The sequence below is a fragment of the Acidovorax sp. GW823-FHT01C06 genome, assembly GCF_058798375.1.
The window spans coordinates 16,252-41,886 of the sequence record NZ_JBXAKN010000017.1 but is presented as its reverse complement, the minus strand read 5'-3'; the positions used below and the strand labels follow the sequence as shown (position 1 = coordinate 41,886).

The following is a 25,635-nucleotide window of genomic DNA, read 5'->3' as shown; positions in this document are numbered from 1 at the left end:
CGCGAGATCGGCTGGCCGCCCACTCAGCCCGCAGCGCCCTTCATCTCCGCCAATTTCACGAGGACCAGCAAAGCGTGGTTGAGAGGCGTGGGCACGCCCAGGGCGGCCCCGCGCCTGACGACGTAGCCGTTCAGATGGTCGATCTCGGTGGGCTTGCCCCGCGCCAGGTCCTGTGCGGTGGACGAGAACTGGCCGGGCATGGTGGCAGCGATGCCGCGCACGGCGGCCTGCACGTCGCCCGCAATCGTCACTCCGTCCGCAGCTGCCACCGTCAGGCATTCGGCCACGATGTCGGTGATCACCTGCGTCACGCCGGGCACCTGCACCAGCGGGCCATAAGGCTGTTGCGACAGGGCCGAGAGCGCGTTGTACGCGCTGTTGAGCACCAGCTTGGCCCACAGCGCACCGCGCACGTTGTCTGACACCTGGGTGGGGATGCCCGCCGCCGTGAGCTGGCGGGCGGCCTCGCCGCTGCGTGGCGATGGCGCAATCACCAGCTCGCCCCGGCCATGGTGCACCACATGCCCCGGGCCGCCCATGGCGGTGGCGACGTACACCACGGCGGCGGCCACGGTGGTGTTGGCGCCGAGCACGGCGCGCACGCGCTCGTCGTTGTCCACGCCGTTCTGCAGGGTCAGCACCAGCGCGCCGGGCGCCAGGTGCGGGCGCATCCCGCGCGCGGCGTCCTCCGAGTCCGAGGACTTGACGCAGAACAGCACCACGTCGGCCCCCTGCACCGCGCTGGCCTCGGTGCTGGCCGCCAGCGGCACCTGCACATCCAGCACGGCTGTCTGCAGGCGCAGCCCGCGTTCGCGCACGGCCTGCACATGGGCGGGCCGGCCAATGAGCGTCACCGGGTGCCCGGCGCGTGCCAGCAGCGCGCCGTAGTAGCAGCCCACCGCCCCCGCGCCCATGACGGCGATGCGCAGCAAGGGGCCGGGGGTGGGCGGGGCGCTGGAGGAAACGGCTGTGGTCATGGAAAGTCCGGGGGACACAAAAAAGAAGGCTGGGCCGATGGGCCTTGAGACTATATCGGGCGATCGGCCGCCCGCACGCTCATGCGCCGCGCAGCACGCGCTCCGCCCACCTGCCCGCCCCCAGGAAGAGGAAACCCACCAGCACGAAGCCGCCCAGCAGGCCAGCCGCATTGCGCAGCACCGTGGCATACCCCAGGGCGTTCACATCGATGAACGGATACGGGTAGCTGCCCAGCCACACGCCGCGCACCAGCGCATAGGCAAAGTACGCCAGCGGGTAGGCGCAGGCTGCGAGCGGCACCCACCACCGCAACCCGCGCTTGCCGGGCGCGGCCCCCAGCCAGTACAGGCCGAACAGCACGGGTACCGCGTAGTGCAGCAGCACATCGGCCAGCCACTGCCAGCCCTGGGGATCCCAGATGTTGCGCAGCAGGAAGTGGTAGGCCAGGCCCACCAGAACAATGCTGATGGCGGCACACGCCTGCACCGGCGCGCGCGCGAAGAACCGCCCCCAGGAGGAGCCTGCGGCCACCGCCGGCAGGGTCAGCACCAGGGCCACCAGGATGTTCGTGAGCACGGTGAAGTATCCCAGATAGGCCACCAGGCCCTGCAGGGCGGACTGGCCGCCGGCCAACGCAAGCCGCAGGGAAAGCACCAGCTGGAGCAGCACGGCGAACCAGACAAGCAGTGCAAGGGAAAAGGTGGCCCGCCTTTCGGCCGGGGTGGGGCGCGCGGCGTGCGCAGACGGGGGTGGCGAAGGATTCAAGGGTGTGCCCTGCTCTCGATGGGATGTGCCAGCACCATAGCCCAAAGGCCGTGGCACGGCCATCTCACCCAGGGCCGGAAGTTGCAATAACCCCTGGCAACAACTCGGGAATCAGTTGATTGCAAAGACAATCATTGTCTAGTCAATTAAATTCCTGCCCATGACTTCCGCGCGCCCCACCCCCTCGATCCAGGGCTTCTACAGCCCCGACCACCTCCAGCCCGAGGACAGCGTGGGCTACCTCATGCGCAAGGTGATGTCCTCCATCCGCACCCAGGCGGATGCGCAGTTGGCTCCGCGCGACCTGACCTACGCCCAGTGGCTGCCGCTGTACAAGATCTCGCGCTGCGACAAGACCACGGTGGCCAGCCTCGCCCGCGACCTGGAGACCGATCCGGCGTCGATGACCCGGGCACTCGACCGGCTCGAAGCCAAGGGCCTGGTGCTGCGCGAGCGTTCCACCACGGACCGCCGCGTGGTGCAACTCGCGCTCACGGCCGAAGGCCAGGCCGTGGCCGCCCAGGTGCCCGCCGTGCTGGCCGACGTGCTCAACGGCCACCTGAGCGACTTCACCCACGACGAATGGCAGCTGCTGCTGCGCATGCTGCGCCGCATGCTGGCCAATGGCGAAGCGCTGCGCCAGCAGCCGCCCGCGCAGCCCTGATCGCGGTGCCCCGTACTTTTTTCGAATCCCTGGAGATTGACGTGTCCCAACCCACCCCCTTTTCAACCCGCGCCGCCGTGGCGGCCCACTTCACCGTCTCGGCCGTCGCGCTGGCGGCCGCCCTGTTCCTGGTCGGCTGCGCCAGCCCCGGGCCGGCACACACGCCGCTGGCACAGACCACGCCCGCCGGGGCGGGCCTGAACGCCTCGGCCAGCGAATCGGCCGCCCCGTCGCAGTGGTGGACCACCCTGGGCGACACACAGCTCAATGCCCTGGTCGACAAGGCCCTGCAGGGCAGCCCCAGCCTGGCCGTGAGCCGCGCCCGCCTGGAGCAGGCCGTGGCGCTGAGCCAGGTGCGCGAAGCCGCCAGCGGCCCGCAGGTGAACCTGGGCGTGGACGCCACGCGCCAGCGCTACACCGCGCACGGCCTGGTGCCCGCCCCGGTGGCCGGCAACACCTACAACAGTGGCACGGTGCAGGCGACGTTCAGCTGGTCGCCCGACTTCTTTGGCCAGCACGCCGCCGAGCTGCAGGCCGCCCTGGGCCAGGCGCGCGCGGCCCAGGCCGATGCTGCCGCGGCAGCCAACACCCTGGCTGCCCAGGTGGGACGCAGCTACGTGGCCCTGGCGCGCCTGGTGTCGCAACGCGAAGTCGCGGTGCGCGCGCTGGAGCAGCGCGAAGAACAGCGCCGCCTGACCAATGACCGCGTGGCCGCGGGCCTGGACAGCCAGGTCGAGCTGACCCAGGCCCAGGCCGCCGTGCCCGATGCGCGCACGCAGATCGAGGCGCTGGACGAGCAGATCACCCTGGCGCGCCGCCAGGTGGCCGTGCTCACCGGCCAGGCGCCCGATGCGCTCACCACCCTGACCCCGCAGCTGGCCGCCCTGCAGCCCGCGCCCGTGCCCGAGGCGCTGGGCGCCGACCTGCTGGGCCGCCGCCCCGACGTGGTGGCCGCGCGCTGGCGCGTGGAAGCCGCCACCCAGGGCGTGAAGGTCGCGCGCACGGAGTTCTATCCCAACATCAACATCGGCGCCTTCATCGGCCTGAACTCGCTGGGGCTGGACAACCTGTTCAGCGCCGGCTCGCGCCAGATGGGCGTGACGCCCGCGCTGCGCCTGCCGATCTTCGACGGCGGCCGCTTGCGCGCGCAGCTGGGCGGCCGCCAGGCCGAGCTCGACGCCGCCATCGCCCAGTACAACGGCATGGTGCTCGACGCGGTCAAGGAAGCCGGCGACGCCATGGCCTCGGTGCAGTCGCTCACGCGCCAGCAGGCGCTGCAGGACGATGCCGCCGCCAGCGCCGAGAAGGCCTACCGCTTCGCGCAGGAGCGCTACCGCGCGGGCCTGGGCAACTATCTGGTGGTGCTGTCCACCGAAAGCCAGGTGCTCGCCCAGCGCCGCCTGGCCGTGGACCTGCGCGCGCGCCAGCTCGACACCCGCCTCATGCTGATGAAGGCCCTGGGCGGCGGCTGGACGGACGACACCGACACGCTGCGCACCGCCGCGCGCTGATTCCTGGCACACGCAAAACACACACAACAAACACCTACCGAAAGATCACAGCCATGAGCGAACCCCTCACCTCCCAAGAAGCCAACACCGCCCGCCGCCGGGGCCTGACCCTGATCGCCGCCGCCGTGGCCCTGGCCGCCATCGGCTGGGGCGGCTGGCACTGGGCCAATGGCCGCCATGTGGAGACCACCGACAACGCCTACGTGGCGGGCAACGTGGTGCAGATCACGCCGCAGATCGGCGGCACCGTGGTCTCCATCGGCGCGGACGACACCGATTACGTGAAGGCCGGCCAGCTGCTGGTCAAGCTCGACCCCGCCGATGCCCGCGTGGCGCTGGAGCAGGCCGAGGCGCAGCTGGCCCAGACCGTGCGCGAGGTGCGCACCCTGTTCGCCAACAACTCCACGTTGAAGGCCCAGGTCAGCCTGCGCAGCGCCGACCTGGCGCGCGCCCAGGCCGATGCCGCGCGCCTGCAGGACGACGTGGCCCGCCGCGCCCCGCTGATGGCCAGCGGCGCCGTGGGCAAGGAAGAGTTCCAGCACGCCAATGCCCAGGTCACGGCCGCCAGGAGCACCGTGGCCGCCGCCCAGGCCGCCGTGGTGGCCGCGCAGGAGCAACTGGCCGCCAGCCAGACGCAGACCGAAGGCACCTCCATCGAGCAGCACCCCAACGTGCAGCGCGCCTCGGCACGCGTGCGCGAGGCCTACCTGGCCGTGCAGCGCGCCCAGCTGGTGGCGCCGCTCGACGGCCATGTGGCCAAGCGCGGTGTGCAGGTGGGCCAGCGCGTGCAGGCAGGTGCCCCGCTGATGACGCTGGTGGCCCTGAACGACCTGTGGGTGGACGCCAACTTCAAGGAAAGCCAGCTGCAGAACCTGCGCATCGGCCAGCCCGCCGAGCTGGTGGCCGACGTATACGGCACCAAGGTCGTCTACCACGGCAAGGTCGCCGGCCTGGGTGCCGGCACGGGCGCCGCCTTCGCGCTGCTGCCCGCGCAAAACGCCACGGGCAACTGGATCAAGGTGGTGCAGCGCGTGCCCGTGCGCATTGCCCTCGACCCCAAGGAAGTCAGCGAACACGCCTTGCGCGTGGGCCTGTCGATGGACGTGAAGGTGGACACGGCCGACCAGAGCGGCAAGACCCTGTCCGACACCCAGCGCACCACGCCCGTGGCCGCCACCGCCGTGTTCGACGCGCAGTTCAAGGCCGCCGACGACGAGGTGGCCCAGATCATCGCCGCCAACCTGGGCCGCAAGGCCCTGGCCGTGGCCTCGCCCAAGGTGGTCCAGACGCCGGGCGGCAGCGCCGGGCAGGCACAGAACCACGCCTCCGCCCCCGTGCGCGCCCCTGTGGTGCAGTAAGCCGGAGTCTTTTCCATGACTGCCGCCAACCCCACCGCGGACCAGGCCGGCGCCTCGGCGCTGCCCGCCGCGCCGCCGCCAGCCGCCCCGCCCGGGCCGCCCACGGCCTACCCCCCGCTGCAGGGCACGGCCCTGCTGCTGGGCACGCTGTCGCTGTCGCTGGCCACGTTCATGAACGTGCTGGACTCGTCCATCGCCAACGTCTCCATCCCCGCCATTGCCGGTGACCTGGGCGTGAGCCCGGGCCAGGGCACCTGGGTCATCACCAGCTTCGGCGTGGCCAACGCCATCTCGGTGCCGCTCACGGGCTGGCTCACGCAGCGTTTCGGCGCGGTGCGGCTGTTCACCATGAGCGTGCTGCTGTTCGTGCTCACCTCCTGGCTGTGCGGCTTCGCCTCGTCGCTGGAGATGCTGGTCTTCTTTCGCGTGCTGCAGGGCCTGGTCGCCGGGCCGATGATCCCGCTGTCGCAGACGCTGCTCCTGGCCAGTTACCCGCGTGCCCTCGCCGGAACGGCGCTGGCCCTGTGGGGCGTGACCACGCTGGTCGCGCCCGTGGTGGGGCCGCTCCTGGGCGGGTGGATCACGGACAACATCTCCTGGCCGTGGATCTTCTACATCAACGTGCCCGTGGGGCTGCTGGCCGGCGTGCTCACCTGGGGCATCTACCGCAAGCGCGAGACCCCGATCCGCAAGCTGCCGATCGACACCGTCGGCCTGTCCCTGCTGGTGCTGTGGGTGGGTGCGCTGCAGCTCATGCTCGACAAGGGCAAGGAGCTCGACTGGTTCGCCTCCAACGAGATCATCGTGATGGCCGTCGTCGCCGTGGTGGCGTTCGCCGTGTTCCTGGTCTGGGAGCTCACCGACAAGCACCCGGTGGTGGACCTCAAGCTCTTCAAGGGCCGCAACTTCACCTTCGGCGCGCTCGCGCTGTCGGTGGCCTATGCCCTCTTCTTCGGCAACGTGGTGCTGCTGCCGCTGTGGCTGCAGCAGTGGATGGGCTACACCGCCACCTCGGCCGGCATGGCGCTGGCGCCGGTGGGCATCTTCGCCATCCTGCTCACGCCGCTGGTGGGCCGCAAGGTCGGCCAGTGGGACCCCCGGCGCATGGCGACGGGCGCGTTCATCGTGTTCGGCATCGTGCTGTGGATGCGTTCGCAGTTCACCGTGCAGACCGACTTCATCCACATCCTGATCCCCACGCTGCTGCAGGGTGCGGCCATGGCGTTCTTCTTCATCCCGCTGACCACGCTGACGCTGGCAGGGGTGGCGCCCGAGCGCATTCCGGCCGCCGCCGGGCTGAGCAACTTCGTGCGCATCACCGCCGGGGCCATGGGCACGTCCATCGCCACCACGCTGTGGGAAAGCCGCGCCGCCATGCACCATGCGCACCTGACCGAGGGCCTGGTGCAGGGCCAGGGCGTGTTCGCCATCACGCTGGATAACCTGATGGCATCGGGCCTGACACAGTTGCAGGCGCTGGCGCAGGTGAACCGCCTGATCGACCAGCAGGCGTTCACCCGCGCGGCCAACGACATCTTCCTCGGATCGGCCGGGCTGTTCCTGCTGCTGATCGGGCTGATCTGGCTGACCAGGCGGCCGCCCAGGGCCCAGGGCCCGGGCGCCGCCGACGCGGCCGGAGCGCATTGAGGGCCTGCGGGCCGGCAGCAGCTGAATAACACCGGAAAATGGCTGCAGCGCTTTAACAACAAGCGCTAGCAGCTATTTTTTTATAGCATTCAAGCCACCTGCCGCGCCCTGCGGCACTGCGCGGCCTCCCACAGGCCACGTCGGAAAAACCTGACCTCCAGGCGGGCGCGGCACCTTCGGCCGCACCCCGGGGGGCGCCCCAACAATGCAGTCACCGCAACACACAACAAGGAACTGCCATGTCGCTCTCGCTGATTCTGCTGATCGTCCTCATCCTCATCCTGGTTGGCGCACTGCCAACCTGGGGCCACAGCCGCTCATGGGGCTACGGACCCAGCGGCGGGATCGGGCTGGTGGTGCTGATTCTCGTGATCCTGCTGCTGATGGGCAGGATATGACGACGACGCCTCCCGGCTGAGGCTGGGGGCCCTGCTCCCGCAAGGGGGTGGAGGCACCTGTCGGCCCCGCAAGAGAACGGCGCTTCCTTGGAAGCGCCGTTTTTTTATGCCCGTTGGCGGCACCGGGTTCGATGCCCCTGCGGCCTGGCTTTTCACGCCCGGCGCTGGCCCGCTGCCGCGAAGGCTGTCGAGAACGCCGCGAACTCCTTCTGCGCCACCGTGCCATCCGCGTTGCCGCCCTGGTCCATGAGCTGCATCACCGCCTGCGAAAAACCACTGCCCGCCTGGGCGCCCTTGGTACTGGCCAGGCCCTTGAGGAATTCATCCTGCGAGATGGATCCGTCCTTGTTGGTGTCAAAACCTGCCGTCAGCTGCTCGGTTTGGGCCTCGGTGGCACCAAAGCGGGCAAGCAGGTCCCGAAAATCCTCCCTGGAGACCAACCGGCCGCCCGGTGCGCCGGAAGCCCCCGCCGGCACCGAACCGCCGCCCCGCCCCACCGCGCCCACGGCGGGGCCGTCGAGTTTGCCCTGCGAGACCAGAATGCCTTTTTCTGCAAACCCTGCCAGTGCCTCGGCCTGCGGACTCAGGGTGAGGACCGTGGAGGGCTCAGGCTCGGTCGCGCCAGCGCCGCGCCGCGATGCGGCTGACTTGCCCGGCCCGCTGGAGGCTGCGTTGAAGATCAGAGAGGCTACGGACGCAAGGCCGGAGATAAGAGGTGACATCGCCATGGACTCCTGTGGGGCAAAACCCGGTGTCCTGGCCCTTCCTGCTGGTCCTTGCTTGGAGAAGACAAAAGGACAAGGCCACCGTGATCACCGCTTCGCCCAGGACATGAAGGGTACGCCGCGCCCCACGACGCAGTGGCAGGATGAAAGCACCCTTTGGACCCCATTTCGGCACCTGTCCGGCACATCCCGGCTGCGATGCGGCGCTCCGTGCCCCAGCGTTGGAGCACGCCGGCGTCTCGCCTGCCCGGAGCGCGGGGACAAACCCGGGGGCTGGATGCCCCGGCGGCCCGCCGCAGTCGGCGTGCGCCCAGGGCCCTGCCCTACGGGTAACCCGGCCCGAACGCCACGAACTCTCCTTCCAGCCGCCCCGCTGGCCGCCCATCGCAGTGCAGCGCCGACGCCTGCACGATCCGGCCCAGCCCCTTGCGCTGCAGCATCCGGGTGAAAGAGCGCCAGGCCTGCGGCGTGGGCGCCTGCGCCACGGCGGTGAAGGCGCCGGCCATGGGCGCGAGGTAGTCCATGGTGTTGCGCTGGATCACCAGGCGGCTGCCCAGTTGCTCGGCCGACAGGCGCAGGTGCAGCATCGACCAGGCGGCCAGGATCGCCACGGCCGATGCGCTGCCGCCAAACACCGTATCGCGGTGGTTGATGTTGGGCCCCAGCGGAGCGGCCAGCACCACCTGCTGCGGCGTGGCGTCGACCACCGTCACCTCCATGGCGTGGGACAGGGGAATGTGCTGGTGCAGATAGGCTTGGAGGGCAAGGGGAGTCACGGCGTGCATTCTGAAGGGTCACGGGAGAAACTGTCGGTGGCGGACGCATGCAGTGCTCGCAGTTGCTGCGACAGAGGCAGCCCCCTGGCAATGAGGACCCAGTCATGCACGCGCCAGCACGAGGATCATCCTAACCCGGAGTGGTGACTGCCACTTTGCAGCCGGACGCCGGCGTGAGGCCCCCTCACACAGCGCTCCATGGATCCATGGATACAGCGCGCGCGTCAGACACGGCGCTCTGCATATCGCTCAACGCCAAAAAAGAAAGCCACCCCGCAGGGTGGCTTTCTTGTCTTGCTGTCTCCCCATCCCCCTGTGCGGGGGACGCCGGATCAGTGGAACTGCTCTTCTTCGGTCGAACCCGTCAGGGCCTTCACGGAGGACGAGCCGCCCTGGATCACCGTGGTCACGTCGTCGAAGTAGCCTGCGCCCACTTCTTGTTGGTGCGACACGAAGGTGTAGCCCTTTTCGCGTGCTGCGAATTCTGGCTCTTGCACCATCTCGGTGTAGTGCTTCATGCCTTCGCCCTGGGCGTATGCATGGGCGAACTGGAAGGTGTTGAACCAGTTGATGTGGATGCCGGCCAGCGTGATGAACTGGTACTTGTAGCCCAGTGCCGACAGGTCTTCCTGGAACGAAGCGATCTGCTTGTCGTTGAGGTTCTTCTTCCAGTTGAACGATGGCGAGCAGTTGTACGACAGCAGCTTGCCGGGGCAGGCGGCGTGCACGGCCTGGGCGAATTCACGGGCGAAGCCGATGTCCGGCACGCCGGTTTCGCACCACACCAGGTCGGCGTAGGGGGCGTAGGCCACGCCACGGCTGATGGCTTGCTCCAGGCCGTTCTTGACGCGGTAGAAGCCTTCTTGCGTGCGCTCACCAGTCAGGAAAGGCTTGTCGTTGGCGTCGTGGTCGGACGTGATCAGGTTGGCGGCTTCTGCGTCGGTGCGGGCCAGCACGATGGTGGACACGCCCATCACGTCGGCCGCGAAACGTGCGGAAATCAGCTTCTCGCAGGCTTCCTGCGTGGGCACCAGCACCTTGCCACCCATGTGGCCGCACTTCTTCACGGCCGCCAGCTGGTCTTCGAAGTGAACGCCTGCGGCGCCCGACTGGATCATGTTCTTCATGAGTTCGAAGGCATTCAGCACGCCGCCGAAACCGGCTTCCGCATCGGCCACGATGGGCAGGAAGTAGTCGATGAATTCCTTGTCGCCGGGGTTGATGCCACGGCCCCACTGGATTTCGTCGGCACGCTTGAAGGTGTTGTTGATGCGGCGGACCATGGTTGGCACCGAGTCATATGCGTACAGCGACTGGTCGGGGTACATGGTTTCGCTGGTGTTGCCGTCGGCGGCCACTTGCCAGCCCGACAGGTACACGGCTTCGAGGCCTGCCTTGGCCTGCTGCATGGCCTGGCCGGCGGAGATGGCGCCAAACGCGTTCACGTAGCCCTTCTTGGCGCCGCCGTTGATCTTGTCCCACAGCTTTTCAGCACCGCGCTTGGCCAGCGTGTGCTCGATGGGCAGCGAGCCGCGCAGGCGCACCACGTCAGCGGCGGAGTAGCCGCGCTTCACACCCTTCCAGCGGGGGTTGGTCGCCCAGTCTTTTTCCAGGGCGGCAATTTGCTGTTCGCGGCTCAGTTGTTCGTTGAGGGATTGGGGCATGAGATCACTCCAGGGGTTGGTTGAAAACGCCGGGCTGCTGCGTGCTGCCCTTGGGAACAACTTTAAGTCTTCTATAAGACTTGCGCAAGCTCTTATGTCTTATAGAAGAGATAAATTTTCTTCTTTCAAAACAACAGCTTACACACAACATTTCTCAATACAGAAATTGATTTCTCATATCGAGAAAAATTGCGGCAATGCAACATCTATCGCATTCCAAATCATGAAATCCAATTTCCGCATTGCAAAAGATTGATCAGGAATCGGCTGGCGGCTGCAGAGCCTGCAGCCAATCCCCCCCGGCGATGCGCTGGGCGGACTCCACGTACCTCGGGTTGACCTCATAGACCAGGCAGGGAACGCTGCGTCCCTCGACCTCGACCACGATGTCGCGCTTGGCATATTCGTCGCTCGGATTGGCGCCCAGGTCCTCGATCTCGTCCAGAACGGATTCCAGCGCCGGCGCGATGGCATAGACCTCCCCGGTCACCGACCGCCCTCCACCCAGCGTCATGCCGGGATACCCCCCGAGGTGATAGAGGCTGCCCGCCACCCGGGCCATCCCGATGAACCTTGGCGCCGGCCGCAGGCGGTTGATGTCGTTGGTGCCGCCGCGCCGCAGCGTTCCATAGACAAAGACATGGCGTGCGGGGGGGGCGGGCACGGATTCGTCGGGCATGATGCGCACTCTTTTTCGTTGAACGATCACCAGTCTAGTGAACACCACGCCCAGCCGCCCCTTCGCCTACCTGTGCCTGGCCCTCAGCATGGCGCTGGTCGGCAGCTATGTGGCACTGTCCAAGCCCCTGGCGACGGCACTGCCCGTGTTCCTGCTCGCATGGCTGCGCTTTGGCATTGGCGGCTTGGCGATGCTGCACTGGCTCAGAAGGCCTGTGGAGGAACCCCCGCTCACACGGCAAACCCGGCGGCTGCTGTTTCTGCAATCGTTTCTGGGCAACTTCCTGTTCACCGTCTGCATGCTGTACGGCGTGAGCCTGACCAACGCCGTCTCGGCCGGCGTCACCCTGGCCGCGATACCCGCTGCGGTGGCCGTGATGGGCTGGGTCTTCCTGCGCGAGAAGGTCGCGCCGCGCACCTGGGCGGCCGTGGCCTGCGCAGTGGCCGGCATTGTCTTGTTTTCGCTATCAAAACAAGAGCATTCAGCGCACATTGCACAAACGCCAGATGCCCAAAACATGCAAGATCTGGCATGGCTGGGCCCCTTGCTTCTGGTGGGTGCCGTGGTGTGCGAGGCCGCCTATACGGTGATCGGAAAGAAGCTCACGGGCAGCCTCGGGCCCAAACGCATCACCTCGCTCATCAACCTGTGGGGCTTCGTGCTGTCCACCCCCTTCGGCCTGTATGCGGCCTGGCAATTCGACTTTGCCGCCGTGGGCTGGGGCACGTGGACGCTGCTGGTGTTCTACGCGCTGGCCGCCTGCGTGTGGACGGTCTGGCTGTGGATGACCGGCCTCAAGGCCGTCCCGGCGGCGCAGGGGGGCGTTTTTTCGGTGATGCTGCCTGTCAGCGCGGCCCTCGTGGGCGTGCTGGTGCTCGGCGAATCGCTCACAGGCCTGCAATGGGCGGCATTTGCCATTGCCCTGGCCAGCGTGCTGATGGCCACCCTGCCCTCACGCGCTGCCTTGCGCGTGGGCCGGCGTGCCAGCTGACGCGCTGCCCACGGCCTGCGGCCTCCCCCCGTTCATGCAGCCAGGGGCCCCGCGCTGACCACGATGCCGTCTGCGTCGGCATACAGCCAGTCGCCCGGCCGCACCCAGACGCCCTGGATCTGCACCGCGACATCGCGCTGCCCTTCGCCCCGCCGCTCGGTGGGCAGCGGCATCAGCGCCAATGCGCGGATGCCCACGGCGGCCGCATTGAGCTCGGCCAGATCGCGCACGCAGCCATCGACCACCAGGCCCGCCCAGCCATTGCGTGCCGCGGCGGCGGCCAGGTTGCCGCCCACCAGCGCCCGGCGCAGCGACGCCCCGCCGTCCACCACCAGCACGCGGCCCTCTCCGGGCGACTCCACCGCGGCCTTCACGTGGGTGTTGTCCTCGTGGCACTTGACGGTGCTGACCGCGCCCGCGAACGCAGCCACACCGCCAAAGCTCTGGAAGACCGGGGGCAGCACACGAAAGGCCCCGCCCCTGTCCCCCTTGTGCACATCGCAGAAATCGCAGGTGCTGAATGTGTTGACAGGAAGTGCAGCGGTCATTTTCAAAGGCCTTTCAAACAGGAAAAGAAGGAAAGAGACGGGACGGGGGGTCTGCCGCCAGCGGTCCGTTTCCAGCTTCGGGCGGGCCACCGGCGTCGTGGTGCGTCCGGCATTGTCATACAGACCTCCAGGACGCCATCCAGGCCTGCGCTGCCATAGGGAAAACGCGTGCACACGCACCGCTTTGTCAAGGCAGGAGCGCCGCGCACGCGACTTATTGGCCCGCACGCGGCGCCACGGCTACAAATCGAGGCAAAAAAAGCCGTTTCTCCCTTGGAAACGCGTTTTTTTCCCAGTAGCATCAGCCTGCCAGTGGGACAGCCTAGTTTTCGCTGGTGAAAATTTACTTCCAACAAGGAAAACCCAACATGGCAACTGCAAAAAAAGCTCCGGCAAAAACAGCCCCCGCAGCCAAGACGGCTGCTGCCCCCGCCAAGAAGCGCACCCCCAACGCTGCCTTCATGAAGGCGCTCACGCCCAGCCCCGCGCTGGCCGCCGTGGTGGGCTCGGCACCGCTGCCGCGCACGGAGATCATCAGCAAGCTGTGGGTCTACATCAAGGCCAACAACCTGCAGGACGCCACCAACAAGCGCAACATCAATGCCGACGCCAAGCTCAAGGAATTGTTCGGCAAGCCCCAGGTGTCGATGTTTGAACTCGCCGGCCTCATTGGCAAGCACGTCAAGTAAGCGCTTCGCGCCCCCCGAAAAAGCCGGCTCTGCCGGCTTTTTTTCGTCCGTACCCAGGCAAAGTGTGGCGTGTAAACATCAATGCAAATGAGAATGACCCTCATTCGATGTAACATAAAGATGCACGAAGAAGCATGACTTTGTGACGTATTTCTCACAAGCGTCATTGCATCCGGCTCGTTTGCGGCGCACATCGGGCGCCGACCTGCACATCCCCCATCGACGGAGTCCATCTTGGCAAAATCACGCGCTCAGCGCCGCAGCACCGCGCTGCGTCAAACCGCATCCCCTGTTTCCACCGCCACCGGCGCATCGTCCGACATGGCCCTGCTGCCCCTGGGCGCCCTGATGCTGGCCGCCTCCATGGGCGCCATGGCCCAGTCCGGCACACCGGAAGCCACCATGTCCACCGTGACGGTGCAGGAAGCGGCCGAAGTGCAAGGCAAGGACACCCTGCTGCTCAAGAAGACCACCGTCGGCAAGGGCAACCAGGACATCAAGGACATCCCCCAGTCCGTGACGGTGTTCACCGAAAAGCTCATGAACGACCGCAACCAGGACGACTTCCGCGAGGTGCTGCGCACCACGGCGGGCGTGACCTTCCAGTCGGGCGAAACGGGTGAAGAAGACGTGCGCATGCGCGGCTTCTCGCTGGGCCTGGCCGGTGACATCTATGTGGACGGCATGAAGGACGCTCCACTGATCGAGCGCGACACGTTCAACAACGACCGCATCGAAGTCCTCAAGGGCTCGGCCTCCATGCTGTTCGGCAAGGGCTCGACCGGCGGCATCGTCAACCAGGTCAACAAGTACCCGCTGCTGATTGACCAGCACGAAGCCAGCTACACCTTCGGCACTGGCCAGTTCCACCGCGCCACGGGCGACTTCAACTGGAAGACCGGCGAAAACGCGGCCTTCCGCCTGAACGCCATGGTGCAGGAGTACGACAACTACGGCGCCAAGCAGGACAAGCGCGGCATTGCGCCCACCTTCGCCTGGGGCATCGGCACGCGCGATGAATTCTCCATCGGCCTGTACTACCTCGAATCCAAGGGCCGTCCGCTGTACAACCACCCCTGGCGCGTGGTCGACGGCAAGATCAACACGCCGCTGGACGCCCGCAACTACTACGGCCTGGCCAGCGACCACAACGACACCTCGTCGCAGTACGTCACGCTGGGCCACATCCACCGCTTCGACGACAACGGCGAGCTGACCACGCGCCTGCGCTATGGCAAGTACGAGCGCGACCTGCTGGCCAGCACCATCGGCTTTCAGAACGGCAGCATCACGCTGGGCCAGATCAATGGCAGCACCGTGCTGACCCGTGGCTCCAAGGGCCGCCTGGGCGAGAGCGAAGTGCTGCAGGTGCAAAGCGACTACAACAACACCTTCAACTGGGGCGGCCGCAAGCACGCGGTGCTGGCCGGCGTCGACTACTACGACGACGATGCCAAGCGCAACCAGAACTACGCCAACACCACGCCGCGCCCCAATACCACCGTGGGCTCGCCCAACGATGGCGCCTGGGTGGCCGACGGCCGCGCACCGGTGCAGTGGAACACCTTCACCTCGCGCAACCTGGGCCTGTACTTCCAGGACACGGTCGCGATCAACGACACCCTGAAGCTGGTGGGTGGCCTGCGCTACGACAACTTCAGGGCTTCCTACAAGAACGCCACCGGCGCGCTGAGCAACTCCCGCTCCGACAGCCTGGTCAGCCCCCGCGTGGGCCTGCTGTTCCAGCCCACCGAGCTGACCTCGTACTACGTGTCGTACGGCACCTCGTACAACACCTCGGGCGACACCTACCAGTTCGGCAACCCCGGCGCCGGCACGGCGCGCACGGCCAACACCGACCCTGAAAAGAGCCGCAACTTCGAGATCGGCAGCAAGTTCGAGCTGTTCGAGCGCCGTGCCCTGCTGGGTGTGGCCGCGTTCTACAGCCAGAAGTACAACGAGCGCAACACCGACCCCGACACCGCAGCCCAGCAAGAGCTGCTGTCCGGCAAGCGCCACGCCACCGGCATGGAATTCAACCTCGCCGGCCGCCTGACGCCCCAGTGGGAACTGTTCGCCAACCACACCTGGATCCCATCGGCCAAGATCGACCACAGCAATGTGGTGGTGCCAGCCAACGGAGGTGGCGCCCAGGCGCAGGGCGACCGCCCCGGCCTCACGCCCAAGCACAGCGGCAGCGTGTGGACGACCTACGCCGTCACCTCCAAGGTGCGCGTGGGCGCGGGCGTGACCTACCGCGGCAAGCAAAACCCCGAAGGCTCGCGTGCCGTGTACGCCAGCGGCTTCGCGGTGATGGACGCCATGGTCGAATACGCGTTCGACGACAAGACCACGCTGAAGCTCAACGTCAACAACCTGTTCGACCGCACCTATGCGGACGGCCTGTACCGCGGCTTCTACACGCCGGGCACGGCGCGTTCCGTGCAGCTGTCGCTCAAGACGCGCTTCTGACGCGCATGCAATGCGCCTGTGGTGCGTTGCTGACGCACTGAAAGCGCCGATGTTTTGACGAAACGACACCGCCCCTTCATTGGGGCGGAGTCACAATCAGGCCCCATGTTCCTGCACATCCAAGACGTACTGACGGCCGACGAGGTCGCCCTGTTCCGGCAAAAGCTCTGGGCGGCCGACACCCCCTGGGTGGATGGCGCCCGCAGCGCGGGCAGCCAGGCCGTGCACCAGAAGAACAACCTGCAACTCGCGCAGGGCAGCGAGCTGTCGGCCCAGCTGCAAGGCATCGTCAAGGCCGCGCTGGCCCGCAATGCGCTGTTCTTCTCGGCCGCCCTGCCCCGGCGCATCTACAACCCGCTGTTCAACAACTACGGCGACGGCGCCAACTTCTATGGCCGCCATGTGGACAGCGCCGTCATGCACTCCAAGGCAGACAGCTGCTGGGTGCGCAGCGACCTGTCGTGCACGCTGTTCCTGACCCCGCCGGACGAATACGACGGCGGCGAACTGGTCGCCACCGAAGCCTGGGGCGAAAAACGCATCAAGCTGCCGGCCGGCGACATGATCCTGTACCCCAGCAGCACCGTGCACCAGGTGTCGCCCGTCACCCGCGGCCACCGCATCAGCAGCTTCTTCTGGGTGGAAAGCATGGTGCGCGGACTGGAGCAGCGCCAGCTCTTGTTCGACATGGACATGGCCCTGCTGCGGCTGCGCCAGAGCGTGGGTGAAACGGATCCTTCGGTCATCGCCCTGTCGGGCACGTACCACAACCTGCTGCGCATGTGGGCCGACGTGTGAGCGCCGCCCCTTTCGCTCCTTTATTGATAGCACCTTGCGCGCTCTGAAAAAGCGCCAGGTGCTTTTTTCATTGCCATGACCCACGTCCCCGCACGCCAACAGCTTCCTCCGGGCATCGTCAGCCTGGCCGACCACGAGCAGCAGGCCCGGCAGCACCTGGACGACAACGCCTGGGCCTACTTCAGTGGCGGCGCGGCCGATGAGATCAGCCTGCGCAGCAACCGCAGCGCATGGGACGCCCTGCCCCTGTGGCCCCGCGTGCTGCGTCCGCTGGCGGGCGGGCACACCCGCGTCCAGCTGCTGGGCCGCACGCTGGCACACCCCATCCTGCTGGCACCCGTCGCCTTTCAGCGCCTGGCCCACGCCGACGGCGAGTTGGCGATGGCCTACGCGGCTGCGGCCCTGGGCGCGGGGGTGGTGCTGAGCACCCAGGCGAGCGTGTCGCTGGAGAGCATTGCCCAGGCCGCACTGCCCGACCCCGGCCGCGGTCCGCTGTGGTTTCAGCTGTACCTGCAGCCAGACCGTGGCTTGACCCGCGCACTGGCACAGCGCGCCGAGGCCGCAGGGTTCGAAGCCCTGGTGCTGACCGTGGACGCGCCCGCCAGCGGCGCACGCGACCGCGAGCGCCGCACAGGCTTTCGCCTGCCGCCCGGCATCGGCCCCGTCAATCTGGCCGGCATGCAGGCGCCGCCCACCCCACCCCTCGGCGCGGACCAGAGCGCGCTGTTCGACGGGCTGCTGCACCACGCCCCCACGTGGGACGACGTGGCGTGGCTGCAGTCCGTGACCCGGCTCCCCGTGCTGCTCAAAGGCGTGCTGCACCCGGCGGATGCGCGCCAGGCCGTGGCGGCCGGCGTTGCGGGCGTCATCGTGTCCAACCACGGCGGGCGCACGCTGGACACCGCCCCGGCCACGGCCACCGCCCTGCCGCGCGTGGTGCAGGCCGTGGGCGGCGCACTGCCGGTGCTGGTGGATGGCGGCATCCGGCGCGGCACCGACGTGCTCAAAGCGATGGCGCTGGGGGCATCCGCCGTGCTGGTGGGGCGCCCGGCCGTCTGGGGGCTGGCCAATGCGGGGGCCACCGGCGTCGCCCACGTGCTGCGCCTGCTGCGCGACGAGCTCGAGATCGCCATGGCGCTCACCGGCTGCGCCACGCTGGCAGACGCCACGCCAGCCTTGCTCACCGCAGACAGCCCCGGCTGAGGCGGCGGCTTTGCGCCGGTTTCTCCCTCATGGCAGAAATGGCTTATTGCAAATGCGATAGATTCTTATTTATAATGGCGACACCTTCAACAGCCAGCCACACTGCCTGCCGCCATGATCGTCTGTGTTTGCCGCCGGATTTCCGACCGTGAGATTGCCCGCCACGCACGTGCGGGCATGAGCTTTGACGAAATCCAGTTCGAGCTGGGCGTGGCCACCCAATGCGGATGCTGCGAAAGCTGTGCCCGCGACGTGGTGGCACAGTGCAGCGCATCGAATCCGGTGGCGGCCCTGCACAATGAGGCAGCGCCGCAAACGATCCAGCTTGCCAGCTCCATCCTGGAAAGCAAGTCATGGAACTCCTCTCAACGCTCGCTGGCAGCCTGATCCTCGTCGCAGGCTCGGCCTGGTGGATCTTTCGCAAATAATCAAGGTCTTTTAGGGCGCTAGCGCTTGATCCACAAGCGCTAGCTGCTATCATTTTTATGTCTCACCCAGATCGTTTTGCCACCCCCGGGGGGTTCAGCCGCAACACCGTGATCGTGGGCTCCGTCGTCGCACTGCATGTTGCGGGCCTCTGGGCCCTGCAGTCGGGCCTGCTGCGCCGCGCGGCCGAAGTCATCGTGCCGGCGGAATTGCTGACGGAATTCATCGCACCACCCGCGCCCCCCAAGGTCACGCCACCGCCTCCCGCGCCGCCACCGCCCCCCAAGCCGGCCCCGAAGGCCGCCCCGCGCCCCGCCCCCATGCCGGTGGCCATCGCGGACCCCACGCCCGCCCCCAATGCCCCCACGGGCATCACCACCCCGCAGCCGCCGGCACCGCCCATCGAAGCGCCCATGGCCCCGCCCGCACCGGCGCCAGCCCCTCCAGCGCCCCCCGCGCCGCCCAAGATCGAACTGCCGTCCAGCGACGCCGCCTACCTGAACAACCCCAAACCCAGCTATCCGGCCATCAGCAAGCGCATGGGCGAGCAGGGAAAGGTGGTGCTGCGGGTACTGATCGGCACCGACGGCCTGCCCCAGAAGGTCGAAATCAACAAGTCCAGCGGCTTCGACCGGCTGGACCGACAGGCCCAGGAAGCCGTCATGCGCTGGCGCTTCGTGCCCGGCAAACGCAACGGCGTGCCCGAGACCATGTGGAACCTGGTCCCTGTCAACTTCGTTCTCGAATAACCAAATCACCGCAAATCACCGCTTTAGGGAGTTTTTCTCATGGAATCGCAATTCGGCATCGCCAACGTCTGGATCCAGGGTGACTTCGTCACCCGCGCCGTCGCCATCCTGCTGCTGGCCATGTCGCTGGCCTCGTGGATCGTCATCCTCATCAAGGCGCTGGACATCATCAAGTTCAAGAAGCACGCCCGCACCGCGCAGGACTTCTGGCACAGCGAGGACTTCGCCGCCGGCCTGACCAAGCTGGGCACGGACCCTACCAACCCCTTCCGCCACCTGGCGCTGGAAGGCCGTGAAGCCACCGCCCACCACCGCAACACCAAGGCCCACCTGCACGACACGCTGGACGTGAGCGACTGGGTCACCCGCTGCCTGCGCAACTGCATCGACGAGTTCACCTCGCGCCTGCAGTCGGGCCTGGCCATCCTGGCCTCGGTCGGCTCCACCGCCCCCTTCATCGGCCTGTTCGGCACCGTCTGGGGCATCTACCACGCGCTGCTGGCCATCGGCACCTCGGGCCAGTCCACCATCGACAAGGTGGCCGGCCCCATCGGCGAAGCGCTGATCATGACCGCCCTGGGCCTGGCCGTGGCCATCCCCGCCGTGCTGGGCTACAACGCCCTCGTGCGCGGCAACAAGTCCATCCTGGGCGGCCTCAACAGCTTCGCCCACGACCTGCACGCCTACTTCGTCACCGGCGCCCGCGTGAGCGCGGCGGGCGAACAGGGCAAGGTGCTGCCCATGAAGAAAGGCGGCTGAGCCATGGCTTTCGGAACGCAAGACGATGCCGATGACGTGATGAACGAGATCAACATGACGCCGCTGGTGGACGTCATGCTGGTGCTGCTCATCATCTTCATCATCACCGTGCCCGTCATGAAGCACTCGGTGAACGTGGACCTGCCACGCGCCACGAACCAGCCCGAGAACATCAAGCCCGAGACGGTGCGCCTGTCGGTATCGGCCGACGGCAAGTACTACTGGAACGAGTCGCAGGTCACGGAGGAAGAACTCTTCCCGCGCCTGCAGGTCGAGGCGGCCAAGGAGCCGCAGCCCGATCTGCACATCCGCGGCGACAAGGAAGTGCGCTACGAGCGCGTGGCCCAGGCCATGGCCGCCGCGCAACGCGCTGGCGTGCGCAAGATCGGTTTCGTGACCGACCCCGCGCCCTGACGGCAGTCAATCAGTCAGACAATCCGCCAGCGTCCTGCGCGCCAAAAACCCGCCCGGCCCGGCCGCTGCACCACTAGCTGCAGAGGACGCGCCGGGTTTGTTCGTCTTTGGGTCGTTTTTCCTGCCCAGCCCGATGTCGGCGGGGGGATGTGAAATTCTTCCGTCGCCCAGTGACACGCTCGGGCGCCGAGAACGCCCTGGCTTCCTTCATCCTCTGAAGCGGCTCGCCCGGCGGTGGAGAGGCGGGTCCCTGCAGAGACCCCACAGTGGTCTCTGCCAAGACTGACCCACAGCGGCGCCGCATCCGGGGTCAGTTCACACCTGGGCGGTTCCCGTCGGAGCGGGGTGACACCCGCCGCCCGAGACGTGACCGTTTCCGTTTCCCCCCGGCTGCTTGACCTACTTTCCCGCTTGAGACTGCGTAAATCGGCGCCAAAACCAGCGGCGCACCATTCGAAAGTGGGGAGGTGATCGAATTGGCACGGTCGGGGGCTGTGGATAAATTTGGGCCTCGCTAATGCTTGCGCGGGTTTGCGGGCGATTCAGGGTGTTTGGGCGTTGCCGATGGCTTTGGCACGGAACGGGCGGACCATAGGGGCAAAACGGCCGAAATGGGCGGCTTCCTTCCGGGCAAAGGTGGGCCTGGGGTGACAGGAACTGGTTTCGGGGCCTTGTTGCCCCGTTTTCATAGGGGAAAGCCGTTGGCACAGGCCTCAGCAGGACGGCCGCTCGGTGGACTGAGAGTCAGGCGACAAGTCGCACGTTTGGAAGTCGCACGTTGCGGCGAGTGCGAGTTTCGGTATCTCTTTTGAAATCAATGGGTTAGAGAGACGCACATCGAACTTATCCACAATGCGTGACTTAGTCCAAGTCGCACGTCTTTAAACCCACCCCACCCCGTCTTTAAAACAGCACAGCCTGGCGGCGATCCTCAGGCGCCCGGACTCCATGTGCAGCCACGATGCGCACGATCTGGCTTTCGGTCAGGTGGTATTCCACCGCCAGTTCGCGGGCGGTCTTGTGGGTGGCTTTAAAGAGCGGTACTGGCTGCATCGCAACTGAAGAACACCCAATGATCACATTTCAGAACGCCAGTGGCCTTGAGCTGATTGATGCCAATCGGGAATCGACGGCTGTCGGCGCCTACAAGGCGCGGCAAGCCAACATTTCGATCCTGCTGGCGGCATTGAACGATGAGCTGGCAATGCATAGCCACAGGGCTGGAAACCAGCCGCGCCATTGGGGCTTTGCTGGTGATCTGGGCGGCGTGGAGGAAGGCCTGGAACGGCTCGTGGAGCTTCTCGCGAGCGAGTGAAACCCTCACCGTGCTGGGTTTAAAGCCGCCTTCGGGCGGCTTTTGTTTGACCCTTGGAGTGCCAAAGGCGGCGAGATTTAGCGCCAAAGGCGGCGTAAATCAGTGCCAAAGCGCGCGGCGCGCCATTCGAAATCAAATGTCTCACCCAGAAGAACAAAAAGAAACACTCCTGTTGCTTGACTTGCAATTGCGAATCGTTATCATTAGCAAAACGCACTGCAACGCACCAGGAACAACCTCATGCAAGCCACATTGACCGCCGCTTCGATCCTGCGCCCCGCCTCCGCCAGCAAGGGGGTTTCGCACGCCGACGGACTGGCCAGCCAACGCACCGAGCCCACCCCCCCTACCGCCGCCGTGGACAGCAGCTCCCTGCTGCAAGGCCAGAAGGCCGTGGCCATCAGCCACAACGGATCGGTGTACCGCCTGCAGGCAACCAAGCTGGGCAAGCTGATCCTGACCAAGTAGTCCCTGGCAGCGGCTCCAAGTTTCATCGTGGGGCGACTCCCGGGCTTGCTACAAGCTCGAAAGGGTCGTTTTTGCCAGCCAACGGGTTCGCCCGCGTAGCCAGGCTTTTTTTGCGGTCCCATCCCCGCCCCAGATTTCTCCATCACGCCATGAAAAAACCGGCCTCGCGGGCCGGTTTTTTCATTGAGGGGCACAGGACCTGAAAGCTCTTCAGCCCCCTGCCCCCTGCGGGCCCACGCCCTGGAATCCCATCAAAGCCCCAGAGCGGCGATGCCGGCGCGCGCCACCTGCGCGTCCTCGGTGGACTTCACACCGCTCACCCCCACGGCGCCAAGGCACTGGCCGTCCTTGAGGATCGGCACGCCGCCTTCCAGCAGGCCGTCGATGGCGGGCGCGCTCAGGAAGGCCGTGCGGCCGCCGTTGACGATGTCCTCGTACACCTTGCTCTCGCGGCGCCCCAGGGCGGCCGTGCGGGCCTTGGACGGGGCGATGTGGGACGACACCGCGGCGGCGCCATCCAGGCGCTGCAGCCACAGCAGGTGGCCGCCATCGTCCACGATGGCGATGGTCACGGCCCACTGGTTCTTGAGCGCCTCGGCTTCGGCGGCAGCGGCAATGGCCTTCACGTCGGCCAGTTCGAGTTCATGCTTGGTTTTCATTGGTATACCCGCAAAGGAGAAGAATGCCGGGCCGCGAGAGTCCGCGCCGGCGGGGGAAAGACGGCAAGCATAGCGGCATACGCCCACCGCCTCACCCCCATGCAGGGTGAAAGAACCCTTACCCAAAGTAGGTGACCGGACGCGGATATTGGAAGGCCTCCAGCCGCCACCACCTAGAATTTGCACTGTCTGCGTCGTGCAGGCCAACAAGGAGAGACACAAGATGAATGACCAAGTCACCACCCTGGGGCACTCTGCGGGCTATGGCATCTCGCAGGAGGAGCGCCACAAGGTGCTTCGCAATACCTACTGGCTGCTCGCGCTGAGCATGATCCCCACGGTGCTGGGCGCATGGGTCGGCGTCGCCACCGGCATCACCCAGTCGCTGCGCGGCGGCGTGGGCCTGATCGTGTTTCTGGGCGGCGCGTTCGCCTTCATGTTCGCGATCGAGAAGACCAAGCGTTCGGCAGCCGGCGTGCCCGTGCTGCTGGCCTTCACGTTCTTCATGGGCCTCATGCTCTCACGCCTCATCGGCATGGTGCTGGGCTTCAAGAACGGCACCGACCTCATCATGACGGCCTTCGCCGGCACCGCGGGCGTGTTCTTCGTGATGGCCAGCCTGGCCAGCGTGATCAAGCGCGACCTCTCGGGCATGGGCAAGTGGCTGATGGTGGGCGCGCTGGTGCTCATGGTGGGTGCCGTCATCAACGTGTTTGTCGGCTCCTCGGTCGGCATGATGGCGATCTCGGTCGCTGCCATCGGCATCTTCAGCGCCTACATGCTGTATGACTTGAAGCAGATCCTGGACGGCGGCGAAACCAACTACATCAGCGCCACGCTGGCCCTGTACCTGGACATCTTCAACGTGTTCCAGAGCCTGCTCGCGCTGCTGGGCATCATGGGCGGCGAGCGCGACTGACCCCGTGGCGCGCTCCCGGGCGCCACCTCAAGGCAAAAAGGCTCCTTCGGGAGCCTTTTTCTTGCGCTTCGCACCGCCAAGCCCTCAATAGCGCGGCCGGCGTGCCGATAATGCAAGCACATGTATCGCAAAACCCGCTCCACCGCACTGCGCATGCTGGCCCTGTGCAGCATCCTGCTGCTGGCCGCCTGCAACAAGATCCCTGGCCTGGGCCCGGATCCCAGGATCGTCCAGCGCGAGGAAGAAGCCAAGGCCATCGGCGGCGCCTGCCGCCACGCGCTGCGCGGGCTGGAAGACTGCTACACCCTGAACCCCAAGGCCGCCAAGGCCTCGGTGTTCGCCGGGTGGAAGGACATGGACGCCTACATGCGTGAAAACAAGCTGGAAGGCACGCCTTCGGTGCTCGGCAAGGTGGTCGAGAAGCCCGAGCGCGCCGAACGGTCCGGCGATATCGAGACCGAGCCCCGCGACGCGGCTTCGAACCGCAACCGCAGCTAGGGCTAGCGGGCCGCTCCCCCGTGCGCGCGGCCAGGCCGGCGCACACCGGCTGCGGCGGCCCTTTCTCCCCTCAGGCGCGGTCGAACACCGCCATGCTTTCCACGTGCGCCGTGTGCGGGAACATGTTCACCATGCCAGCCGCCGTGCAGCGGTAGCCCGCCAGATGCACCAGCAACCCGGCATCGCGGGCGAGCGTGGCGGGATTGCAGCTGACGTAGACGATGCGTTTGGGCGGGGTCCAGCCTTCGGCCCCGGCGGGCAGCGGGCCCGCGCCCTCGGCGCCGATGCGCGCCTGCTCGATGTCGGCGAGCGCCTTGGCCAGCGCGAACGCGCCTTCGCGGGGCGGATCGACCAGCCACTTGTCAGCCGCGCCGTCGGCCACCAGCATCTCCGGGGTCATCTCGAACAGGTTACGCGCTACAAAATCAGTAGCTGCCAGCGCTTTATGGTCCTGCGCTGCAGCATGATTCAATGCATAGTTCTCGCGCGAGCGGGCCACCAGGGCCTCGCTGCCCTCGATGCCCAGCACCTCGCGCGCCTGCGTGGCCAGCGGCAGCGTGAAGTTGCCCAGGCCGCAGAACCAGTCGATCACACGCTCGTGGGGCTGCACGTCCAGCAGGCGCAGCGCGCGGGAGACGAGCACGCGGTTGATGTGCGGGTTCACCTGCGTGAAGTCTGTCGGCTTGAACGGCATGGTGATGCCGAAATCCGGCAGCGCATAGGAAAGCTGCTCGCCGCCCTCCTCGAGCAGCTTCACCGTGTCCGGGCCCTTGGGCTGCAGCCACCATTGCACGCCGTGCCCGGCGGCGAAGGCGCGCAGCCGGGCGATGTCGCCGGCGCTCAGCGGCTCCAGATGGCGCAGCACCAGGGCCGTCACGCTGTCGCCGCAGGCCAGCTCGATCTGCGGGCAGGTGTCGCGCGCATCCATGTCGGCGATCAGGGCCCGCAGGGGCATCAGCATGGCGTCTACATGGGGCGGCAACACGGGGCACTGCTGCATGTCCGCCACGTAGCGGCTCTTGCGTTCATGAAAGCCGATCAGCACCTGGCCCTTCTTGATCACATGGCGCACCGACAGCCGCGCACGGTAGCGGTAACCCCAGGCGGGGCCTTCGATGGGGCGCAGCACGGTGCCGGCCTTGACCTTGCCCAGGTGCCACAGGTTGTCTTCCAGCACCCGCTGCTTGACGGCCACCTGGGCGCCCACGTGCAGGTGCTGCATCTTGCAGCCGCCGCAGGCTCCGGCATGCAGGCCAAAGTGCGGGCAGCCGGGGCGCACGCGCTGCGACGATTCGCGGTGGATCGCCGTCAGGCTGGCCTGCTCCCAGTTGTTCTTCTTGCGGTGGGTGTTGGCGGTGACCAGCTCGAACGGCAGGGCACCGTCGATGAAGATGACCTTGCCGTCGGGCTTGCGGGCGACGCCCTGGGCATCCAGGTCCATGGACTGGACCTGCAGCCAGCCCTCGGGCAGATCGCCGTGGGAATCCTGCGCGGTGGGTTCAAACGAGGGGGATAGTTCTTTCGGTTCGCTCATCCCCCGATTGTCTCAGGCCCGGGCCGGT

General features: G+C 66.8%; 28 protein-coding genes. 19 read left to right on the top strand and 9 right to left on the bottom strand.

All coding sequences use genetic code 11. The features are described 5' to 3' along the window. Nucleotides 1-23: 23 nt before the first annotated feature. On the bottom strand, nucleotides 24-977 hold the full coding sequence (locus AC1RCS_RS24515) for a ketopantoate reductase family protein (RefSeq protein WP_492246481.1): 954 nt from the start codon (nucleotides 975-977) through the stop codon (nucleotides 24-26). A gap of 79 nt (nucleotides 978-1,056) precedes the next feature. Then, on the bottom strand, nucleotides 1,057-1,743 hold the full coding sequence (locus AC1RCS_RS24510) for a Pr6Pr family membrane protein (RefSeq protein WP_492246482.1): 687 nt from the start codon (nucleotides 1,741-1,743) through the stop codon (nucleotides 1,057-1,059). A 160-nt stretch (nucleotides 1,744-1,903) separates the two neighbouring features. Between AC1RCS_RS24510 and AC1RCS_RS24505 the strand changes: the two genes are divergently transcribed. The 5 genes from AC1RCS_RS24505 to AC1RCS_RS24485 all read left to right on the top strand — a co-directional run bounded on the left by AC1RCS_RS24505 (nucleotide 1,904) and on the right by AC1RCS_RS24485 (nucleotide 7,321). Then, nucleotides 1,904-2,407, top strand: a complete 504-nt coding sequence (locus AC1RCS_RS24505) for a MarR family winged helix-turn-helix transcriptional regulator (RefSeq protein WP_218338520.1) — start codon at nucleotides 1,904-1,906, stop codon at nucleotides 2,405-2,407. A 41-nt stretch (nucleotides 2,408-2,448) separates the two neighbouring features. Beyond that, entirely contained in the window at nucleotides 2,449-3,918 is a 1,470-nt protein-coding gene (locus AC1RCS_RS24500) for an efflux transporter outer membrane subunit (RefSeq protein ID WP_492246483.1), read from the top strand. Nucleotides 3,919-3,971: 53 nt separating this feature from the next. After that, a complete protein-coding gene (locus AC1RCS_RS24495) occupies nucleotides 3,972-5,276 on the top strand; it encodes an HlyD family secretion protein (protein WP_369642516.1) in 1,305 nt (434 codons plus the stop codon). Between the two features lie 15 nt (nucleotides 5,277-5,291). Then, the gene (locus AC1RCS_RS24490) at nucleotides 5,292-6,923 is read left to right on the top strand and encodes a DHA2 family efflux MFS transporter permease subunit (protein WP_492246484.1); all 1,632 of its coding nucleotides are present in this window, start codon (nucleotides 5,292-5,294) and stop codon (nucleotides 6,921-6,923) included. Nucleotides 6,924-7,162: 239 nt separating this feature from the next. Further along, nucleotides 7,163-7,321: a DUF3309 family protein gene (locus tag AC1RCS_RS24485; RefSeq protein WP_007856361.1), complete on the top strand. Its 159-nt coding sequence runs from the start codon at nucleotides 7,163-7,165 to the stop codon at nucleotides 7,319-7,321. Between the two features lie 152 nt (nucleotides 7,322-7,473). On the opposite strand, the gene AC1RCS_RS24480 is transcribed toward AC1RCS_RS24485, so the two are convergent. The 3 genes from AC1RCS_RS24480 to aceA form a co-directional block, all read right to left on the bottom strand. Continuing rightward, on the bottom strand, nucleotides 7,474-8,043 hold the full coding sequence (locus tag AC1RCS_RS24480; RefSeq protein ID WP_492246485.1) for an EF-hand domain-containing protein: 570 nt from the start codon (nucleotides 8,041-8,043) through the stop codon (nucleotides 7,474-7,476). Between the two features lie 326 nt (nucleotides 8,044-8,369). Beyond that, nucleotides 8,370-8,831, bottom strand: a complete 462-nt coding sequence (locus AC1RCS_RS24475) for a YiiD C-terminal domain-containing protein (RefSeq protein ID WP_492262028.1) — start codon at nucleotides 8,829-8,831, stop codon at nucleotides 8,370-8,372. A 323-nt stretch (nucleotides 8,832-9,154) separates the two neighbouring features. Continuing rightward, entirely contained in the window at nucleotides 9,155-10,486 is a 1,332-nt protein-coding gene (gene aceA, locus AC1RCS_RS24470) for an isocitrate lyase (RefSeq protein ID WP_055402695.1), read from the bottom strand. Here aceA and AC1RCS_RS24465 point away from each other — a divergent pair. Then, the gene (locus AC1RCS_RS24465; RefSeq protein WP_492246487.1) at nucleotides 10,485-10,742 is read left to right on the top strand and encodes a hypothetical protein; all 258 of its coding nucleotides are present in this window, start codon (nucleotides 10,485-10,487) and stop codon (nucleotides 10,740-10,742) included. The genes aceA and AC1RCS_RS24465 overlap by 2 nt on opposite strands. On the opposite strand, the gene AC1RCS_RS24460 is transcribed toward AC1RCS_RS24465, so the two are convergent. Continuing rightward, nucleotides 10,743-11,165 (bottom strand): gamma-glutamylcyclotransferase family protein, encoded by a 423-nt coding sequence (locus tag AC1RCS_RS24460; protein ID WP_492246488.1) that lies wholly within the window; start codon nucleotides 11,163-11,165, stop codon nucleotides 10,743-10,745. Nucleotides 11,166-11,202: 37 nt separating this feature from the next. On the opposite strand from AC1RCS_RS24460, the gene AC1RCS_RS24455 reads away from it, so the two are divergent. After that, entirely contained in the window at nucleotides 11,203-12,156 is a 954-nt protein-coding gene (locus AC1RCS_RS24455) for a DMT family transporter (RefSeq protein ID WP_492246489.1), read from the top strand. Nucleotides 12,157-12,188: 32 nt separating this feature from the next. Here the strand turns inward: AC1RCS_RS24455 and rraA are convergent, their stop codons facing one another. After that, a complete protein-coding gene (gene rraA / locus AC1RCS_RS24450; protein WP_492246490.1) occupies nucleotides 12,189-12,704 on the bottom strand; it encodes a ribonuclease E activity regulator RraA in 516 nt (171 codons plus the stop codon). A gap of 368 nt (nucleotides 12,705-13,072) precedes the next feature. Here rraA and AC1RCS_RS24445 point away from each other — a divergent pair, with 368 nt between their 5' ends. The 10 genes from AC1RCS_RS24445 (at nucleotide 13,073) to hemP (ending at nucleotide 21,997) form a co-directional block, all read left to right on the top strand. Beyond that, nucleotides 13,073-13,393, top strand: a complete 321-nt coding sequence (locus AC1RCS_RS24445) for an SWIB/MDM2 domain-containing protein (RefSeq protein ID WP_055402700.1) — start codon at nucleotides 13,073-13,075, stop codon at nucleotides 13,391-13,393. A gap of 321 nt (nucleotides 13,394-13,714) precedes the next feature. Beyond that, the gene (locus tag AC1RCS_RS24440; protein ID WP_255590906.1) at nucleotides 13,715-15,865 is read left to right on the top strand and encodes a TonB-dependent receptor; all 2,151 of its coding nucleotides are present in this window, start codon (nucleotides 13,715-13,717) and stop codon (nucleotides 15,863-15,865) included. A gap of 105 nt (nucleotides 15,866-15,970) precedes the next feature. Then, on the top strand, nucleotides 15,971-16,663 hold the full coding sequence (locus tag AC1RCS_RS24435; protein WP_369642334.1) for a Fe2+-dependent dioxygenase: 693 nt from the start codon (nucleotides 15,971-15,973) through the stop codon (nucleotides 16,661-16,663). 75 nt (nucleotides 16,664-16,738) lie between these two features. Further along, nucleotides 16,739-17,866 carry an alpha-hydroxy acid oxidase gene (locus tag AC1RCS_RS24430; RefSeq protein ID WP_492246491.1) on the top strand — a complete coding sequence of 376 codons (1,128 nt, stop codon included), beginning with the start codon at nucleotides 16,739-16,741 and terminating at the stop codon, nucleotides 17,864-17,866. 114 nt (nucleotides 17,867-17,980) lie between these two features. Then, nucleotides 17,981-18,253, top strand: a complete 273-nt coding sequence (locus AC1RCS_RS24425; protein WP_218297553.1) for a (2Fe-2S)-binding protein — start codon at nucleotides 17,981-17,983, stop codon at nucleotides 18,251-18,253. A gap of 98 nt (nucleotides 18,254-18,351) precedes the next feature. Further along, a complete protein-coding gene (locus tag AC1RCS_RS24420) occupies nucleotides 18,352-19,041 on the top strand; it encodes an energy transducer TonB (protein ID WP_218297554.1) in 690 nt (229 codons plus the stop codon). A 39-nt stretch (nucleotides 19,042-19,080) separates the two neighbouring features. Then, on the top strand, nucleotides 19,081-19,800 hold the full coding sequence (locus tag AC1RCS_RS24415; protein ID WP_218297555.1) for a MotA/TolQ/ExbB proton channel family protein: 720 nt from the start codon (nucleotides 19,081-19,083) through the stop codon (nucleotides 19,798-19,800). 3 nt (nucleotides 19,801-19,803) lie between these two features. After that, nucleotides 19,804-20,214, top strand: a complete 411-nt coding sequence (locus AC1RCS_RS24410) for an ExbD/TolR family protein (RefSeq protein WP_218297556.1) — start codon at nucleotides 19,804-19,806, stop codon at nucleotides 20,212-20,214. Between the two features lie 961 nt (nucleotides 20,215-21,175). Then, nucleotides 21,176-21,529 carry a hypothetical protein gene (locus AC1RCS_RS24405; RefSeq protein WP_492266994.1) on the top strand — a complete coding sequence of 118 codons (354 nt, stop codon included), beginning with the start codon at nucleotides 21,176-21,178 and terminating at the stop codon, nucleotides 21,527-21,529. Between the two features lie 240 nt (nucleotides 21,530-21,769). Then, nucleotides 21,770-21,997: a hemin uptake protein HemP gene (gene hemP, locus AC1RCS_RS24400; protein WP_218338805.1), complete on the top strand. Its 228-nt coding sequence runs from the start codon at nucleotides 21,770-21,772 to the stop codon at nucleotides 21,995-21,997. 251 nt (nucleotides 21,998-22,248) lie between these two features. Here the strand turns inward: hemP and AC1RCS_RS24395 are convergent, their stop codons facing one another. Next, nucleotides 22,249-22,656: a GlcG/HbpS family heme-binding protein gene (locus AC1RCS_RS24395; protein WP_218297558.1), complete on the bottom strand. Its 408-nt coding sequence runs from the start codon at nucleotides 22,654-22,656 to the stop codon at nucleotides 22,249-22,251. A gap of 223 nt (nucleotides 22,657-22,879) precedes the next feature. Between AC1RCS_RS24395 and AC1RCS_RS24390 the strand changes: the two genes are divergently transcribed. Continuing rightward, nucleotides 22,880-23,575: a Bax inhibitor-1/YccA family protein gene (locus AC1RCS_RS24390; RefSeq protein WP_010458089.1), complete on the top strand. Its 696-nt coding sequence runs from the start codon at nucleotides 22,880-22,882 to the stop codon at nucleotides 23,573-23,575. A 120-nt stretch (nucleotides 23,576-23,695) separates the two neighbouring features. Further along, nucleotides 23,696-24,073 (top strand): hypothetical protein, encoded by a 378-nt coding sequence (locus tag AC1RCS_RS24385; protein ID WP_218297559.1) that lies wholly within the window; start codon nucleotides 23,696-23,698, stop codon nucleotides 24,071-24,073. A 70-nt stretch (nucleotides 24,074-24,143) separates the two neighbouring features. On the opposite strand, the gene rlmD is transcribed toward AC1RCS_RS24385, so the two are convergent. Next, the gene (gene rlmD / locus AC1RCS_RS24380; RefSeq protein ID WP_492246494.1) at nucleotides 24,144-25,607 is read right to left on the bottom strand and encodes a 23S rRNA (uracil(1939)-C(5))-methyltransferase RlmD; all 1,464 of its coding nucleotides are present in this window, start codon (nucleotides 25,605-25,607) and stop codon (nucleotides 24,144-24,146) included. Between the last annotated feature and the right edge of the window lie 28 nt (nucleotides 25,608-25,635).

Bases quoted from the DNA above. Each gene is read 5' to 3' on its own strand.
- AC1RCS_RS24475 (WP_492262028.1), bottom strand. From the start codon at position 8,831: ATGCACGCCGTGACTCCCCTTGCCCTCCAAGCCTATCTGCACCAGCAC.
- rlmD (WP_492246494.1), bottom strand. From the start codon at position 25,607: ATGAGCGAACCGAAAGAACTATCCCCCTCGTTTGAACCCACCGCGCAG.
- AC1RCS_RS24430 (WP_492246491.1), top strand. From the start codon at position 16,739: ATGACCCACGTCCCCGCACGCCAACAGCTTCCTCCGGGCATCGTCAGC.
- rraA (WP_492246490.1), bottom strand. From the start codon at position 12,704: ATGACCGCTGCACTTCCTGTCAACACATTCAGCACCTGCGATTTCTGC.
- AC1RCS_RS24390 (WP_010458089.1), top strand. From the start codon at position 22,880: ATGAATGACCAAGTCACCACCCTGGGGCACTCTGCGGGCTATGGCATC.
- AC1RCS_RS24405 (WP_492266994.1), top strand. From the start codon at position 21,176: ATGCGCACGATCTGGCTTTCGGTCAGGTGGTATTCCACCGCCAGTTCG.
- AC1RCS_RS24480 (WP_492246485.1), bottom strand. From the start codon at position 8,043: ATGTCACCTCTTATCTCCGGCCTTGCGTCCGTAGCCTCTCTGATCTTC.
- AC1RCS_RS24415 (WP_218297555.1), top strand. From the start codon at position 19,081: ATGGAATCGCAATTCGGCATCGCCAACGTCTGGATCCAGGGTGACTTC.
- AC1RCS_RS24445 (WP_055402700.1), top strand. From the start codon at position 13,073: ATGGCAACTGCAAAAAAAGCTCCGGCAAAAACAGCCCCCGCAGCCAAG.
- AC1RCS_RS24395 (WP_218297558.1), bottom strand. From the start codon at position 22,656: ATGAAAACCAAGCATGAACTCGAACTGGCCGACGTGAAGGCCATTGCC.
- AC1RCS_RS24465 (WP_492246487.1), top strand. From the start codon at position 10,485: ATGAGATCACTCCAGGGGTTGGTTGAAAACGCCGGGCTGCTGCGTGCT.
- AC1RCS_RS24410 (WP_218297556.1), top strand. From the start codon at position 19,804: ATGGCTTTCGGAACGCAAGACGATGCCGATGACGTGATGAACGAGATC.
- AC1RCS_RS24515 (WP_492246481.1), bottom strand. From the start codon at position 977: ATGACCACAGCCGTTTCCTCCAGCGCCCCGCCCACCCCCGGCCCCTTG.
- AC1RCS_RS24485 (WP_007856361.1), top strand. From the start codon at position 7,163: ATGTCGCTCTCGCTGATTCTGCTGATCGTCCTCATCCTCATCCTGGTT.
- AC1RCS_RS24505 (WP_218338520.1), top strand. From the start codon at position 1,904: ATGACTTCCGCGCGCCCCACCCCCTCGATCCAGGGCTTCTACAGCCCC.
- AC1RCS_RS24420 (WP_218297554.1), top strand. From the start codon at position 18,352: ATGTCTCACCCAGATCGTTTTGCCACCCCCGGGGGGTTCAGCCGCAAC.
- AC1RCS_RS24385 (WP_218297559.1), top strand. From the start codon at position 23,696: ATGTATCGCAAAACCCGCTCCACCGCACTGCGCATGCTGGCCCTGTGC.
- AC1RCS_RS24435 (WP_369642334.1), top strand. From the start codon at position 15,971: ATGTTCCTGCACATCCAAGACGTACTGACGGCCGACGAGGTCGCCCTG.
- AC1RCS_RS24440 (WP_255590906.1), top strand. From the start codon at position 13,715: ATGGCCCTGCTGCCCCTGGGCGCCCTGATGCTGGCCGCCTCCATGGGC.
- hemP (WP_218338805.1), top strand. From the start codon at position 21,770: ATGCAAGCCACATTGACCGCCGCTTCGATCCTGCGCCCCGCCTCCGCC.
- AC1RCS_RS24495 (WP_369642516.1), top strand. From the start codon at position 3,972: ATGAGCGAACCCCTCACCTCCCAAGAAGCCAACACCGCCCGCCGCCGG.
- AC1RCS_RS24460 (WP_492246488.1), bottom strand. From the start codon at position 11,165: ATGCCCGACGAATCCGTGCCCGCCCCCCCCGCACGCCATGTCTTTGTC.
- AC1RCS_RS24490 (WP_492246484.1), top strand. From the start codon at position 5,292: ATGACTGCCGCCAACCCCACCGCGGACCAGGCCGGCGCCTCGGCGCTG.
- AC1RCS_RS24425 (WP_218297553.1), top strand. From the start codon at position 17,981: ATGATCGTCTGTGTTTGCCGCCGGATTTCCGACCGTGAGATTGCCCGC.
- aceA (WP_055402695.1), bottom strand. From the start codon at position 10,486: ATGCCCCAATCCCTCAACGAACAACTGAGCCGCGAACAGCAAATTGCC.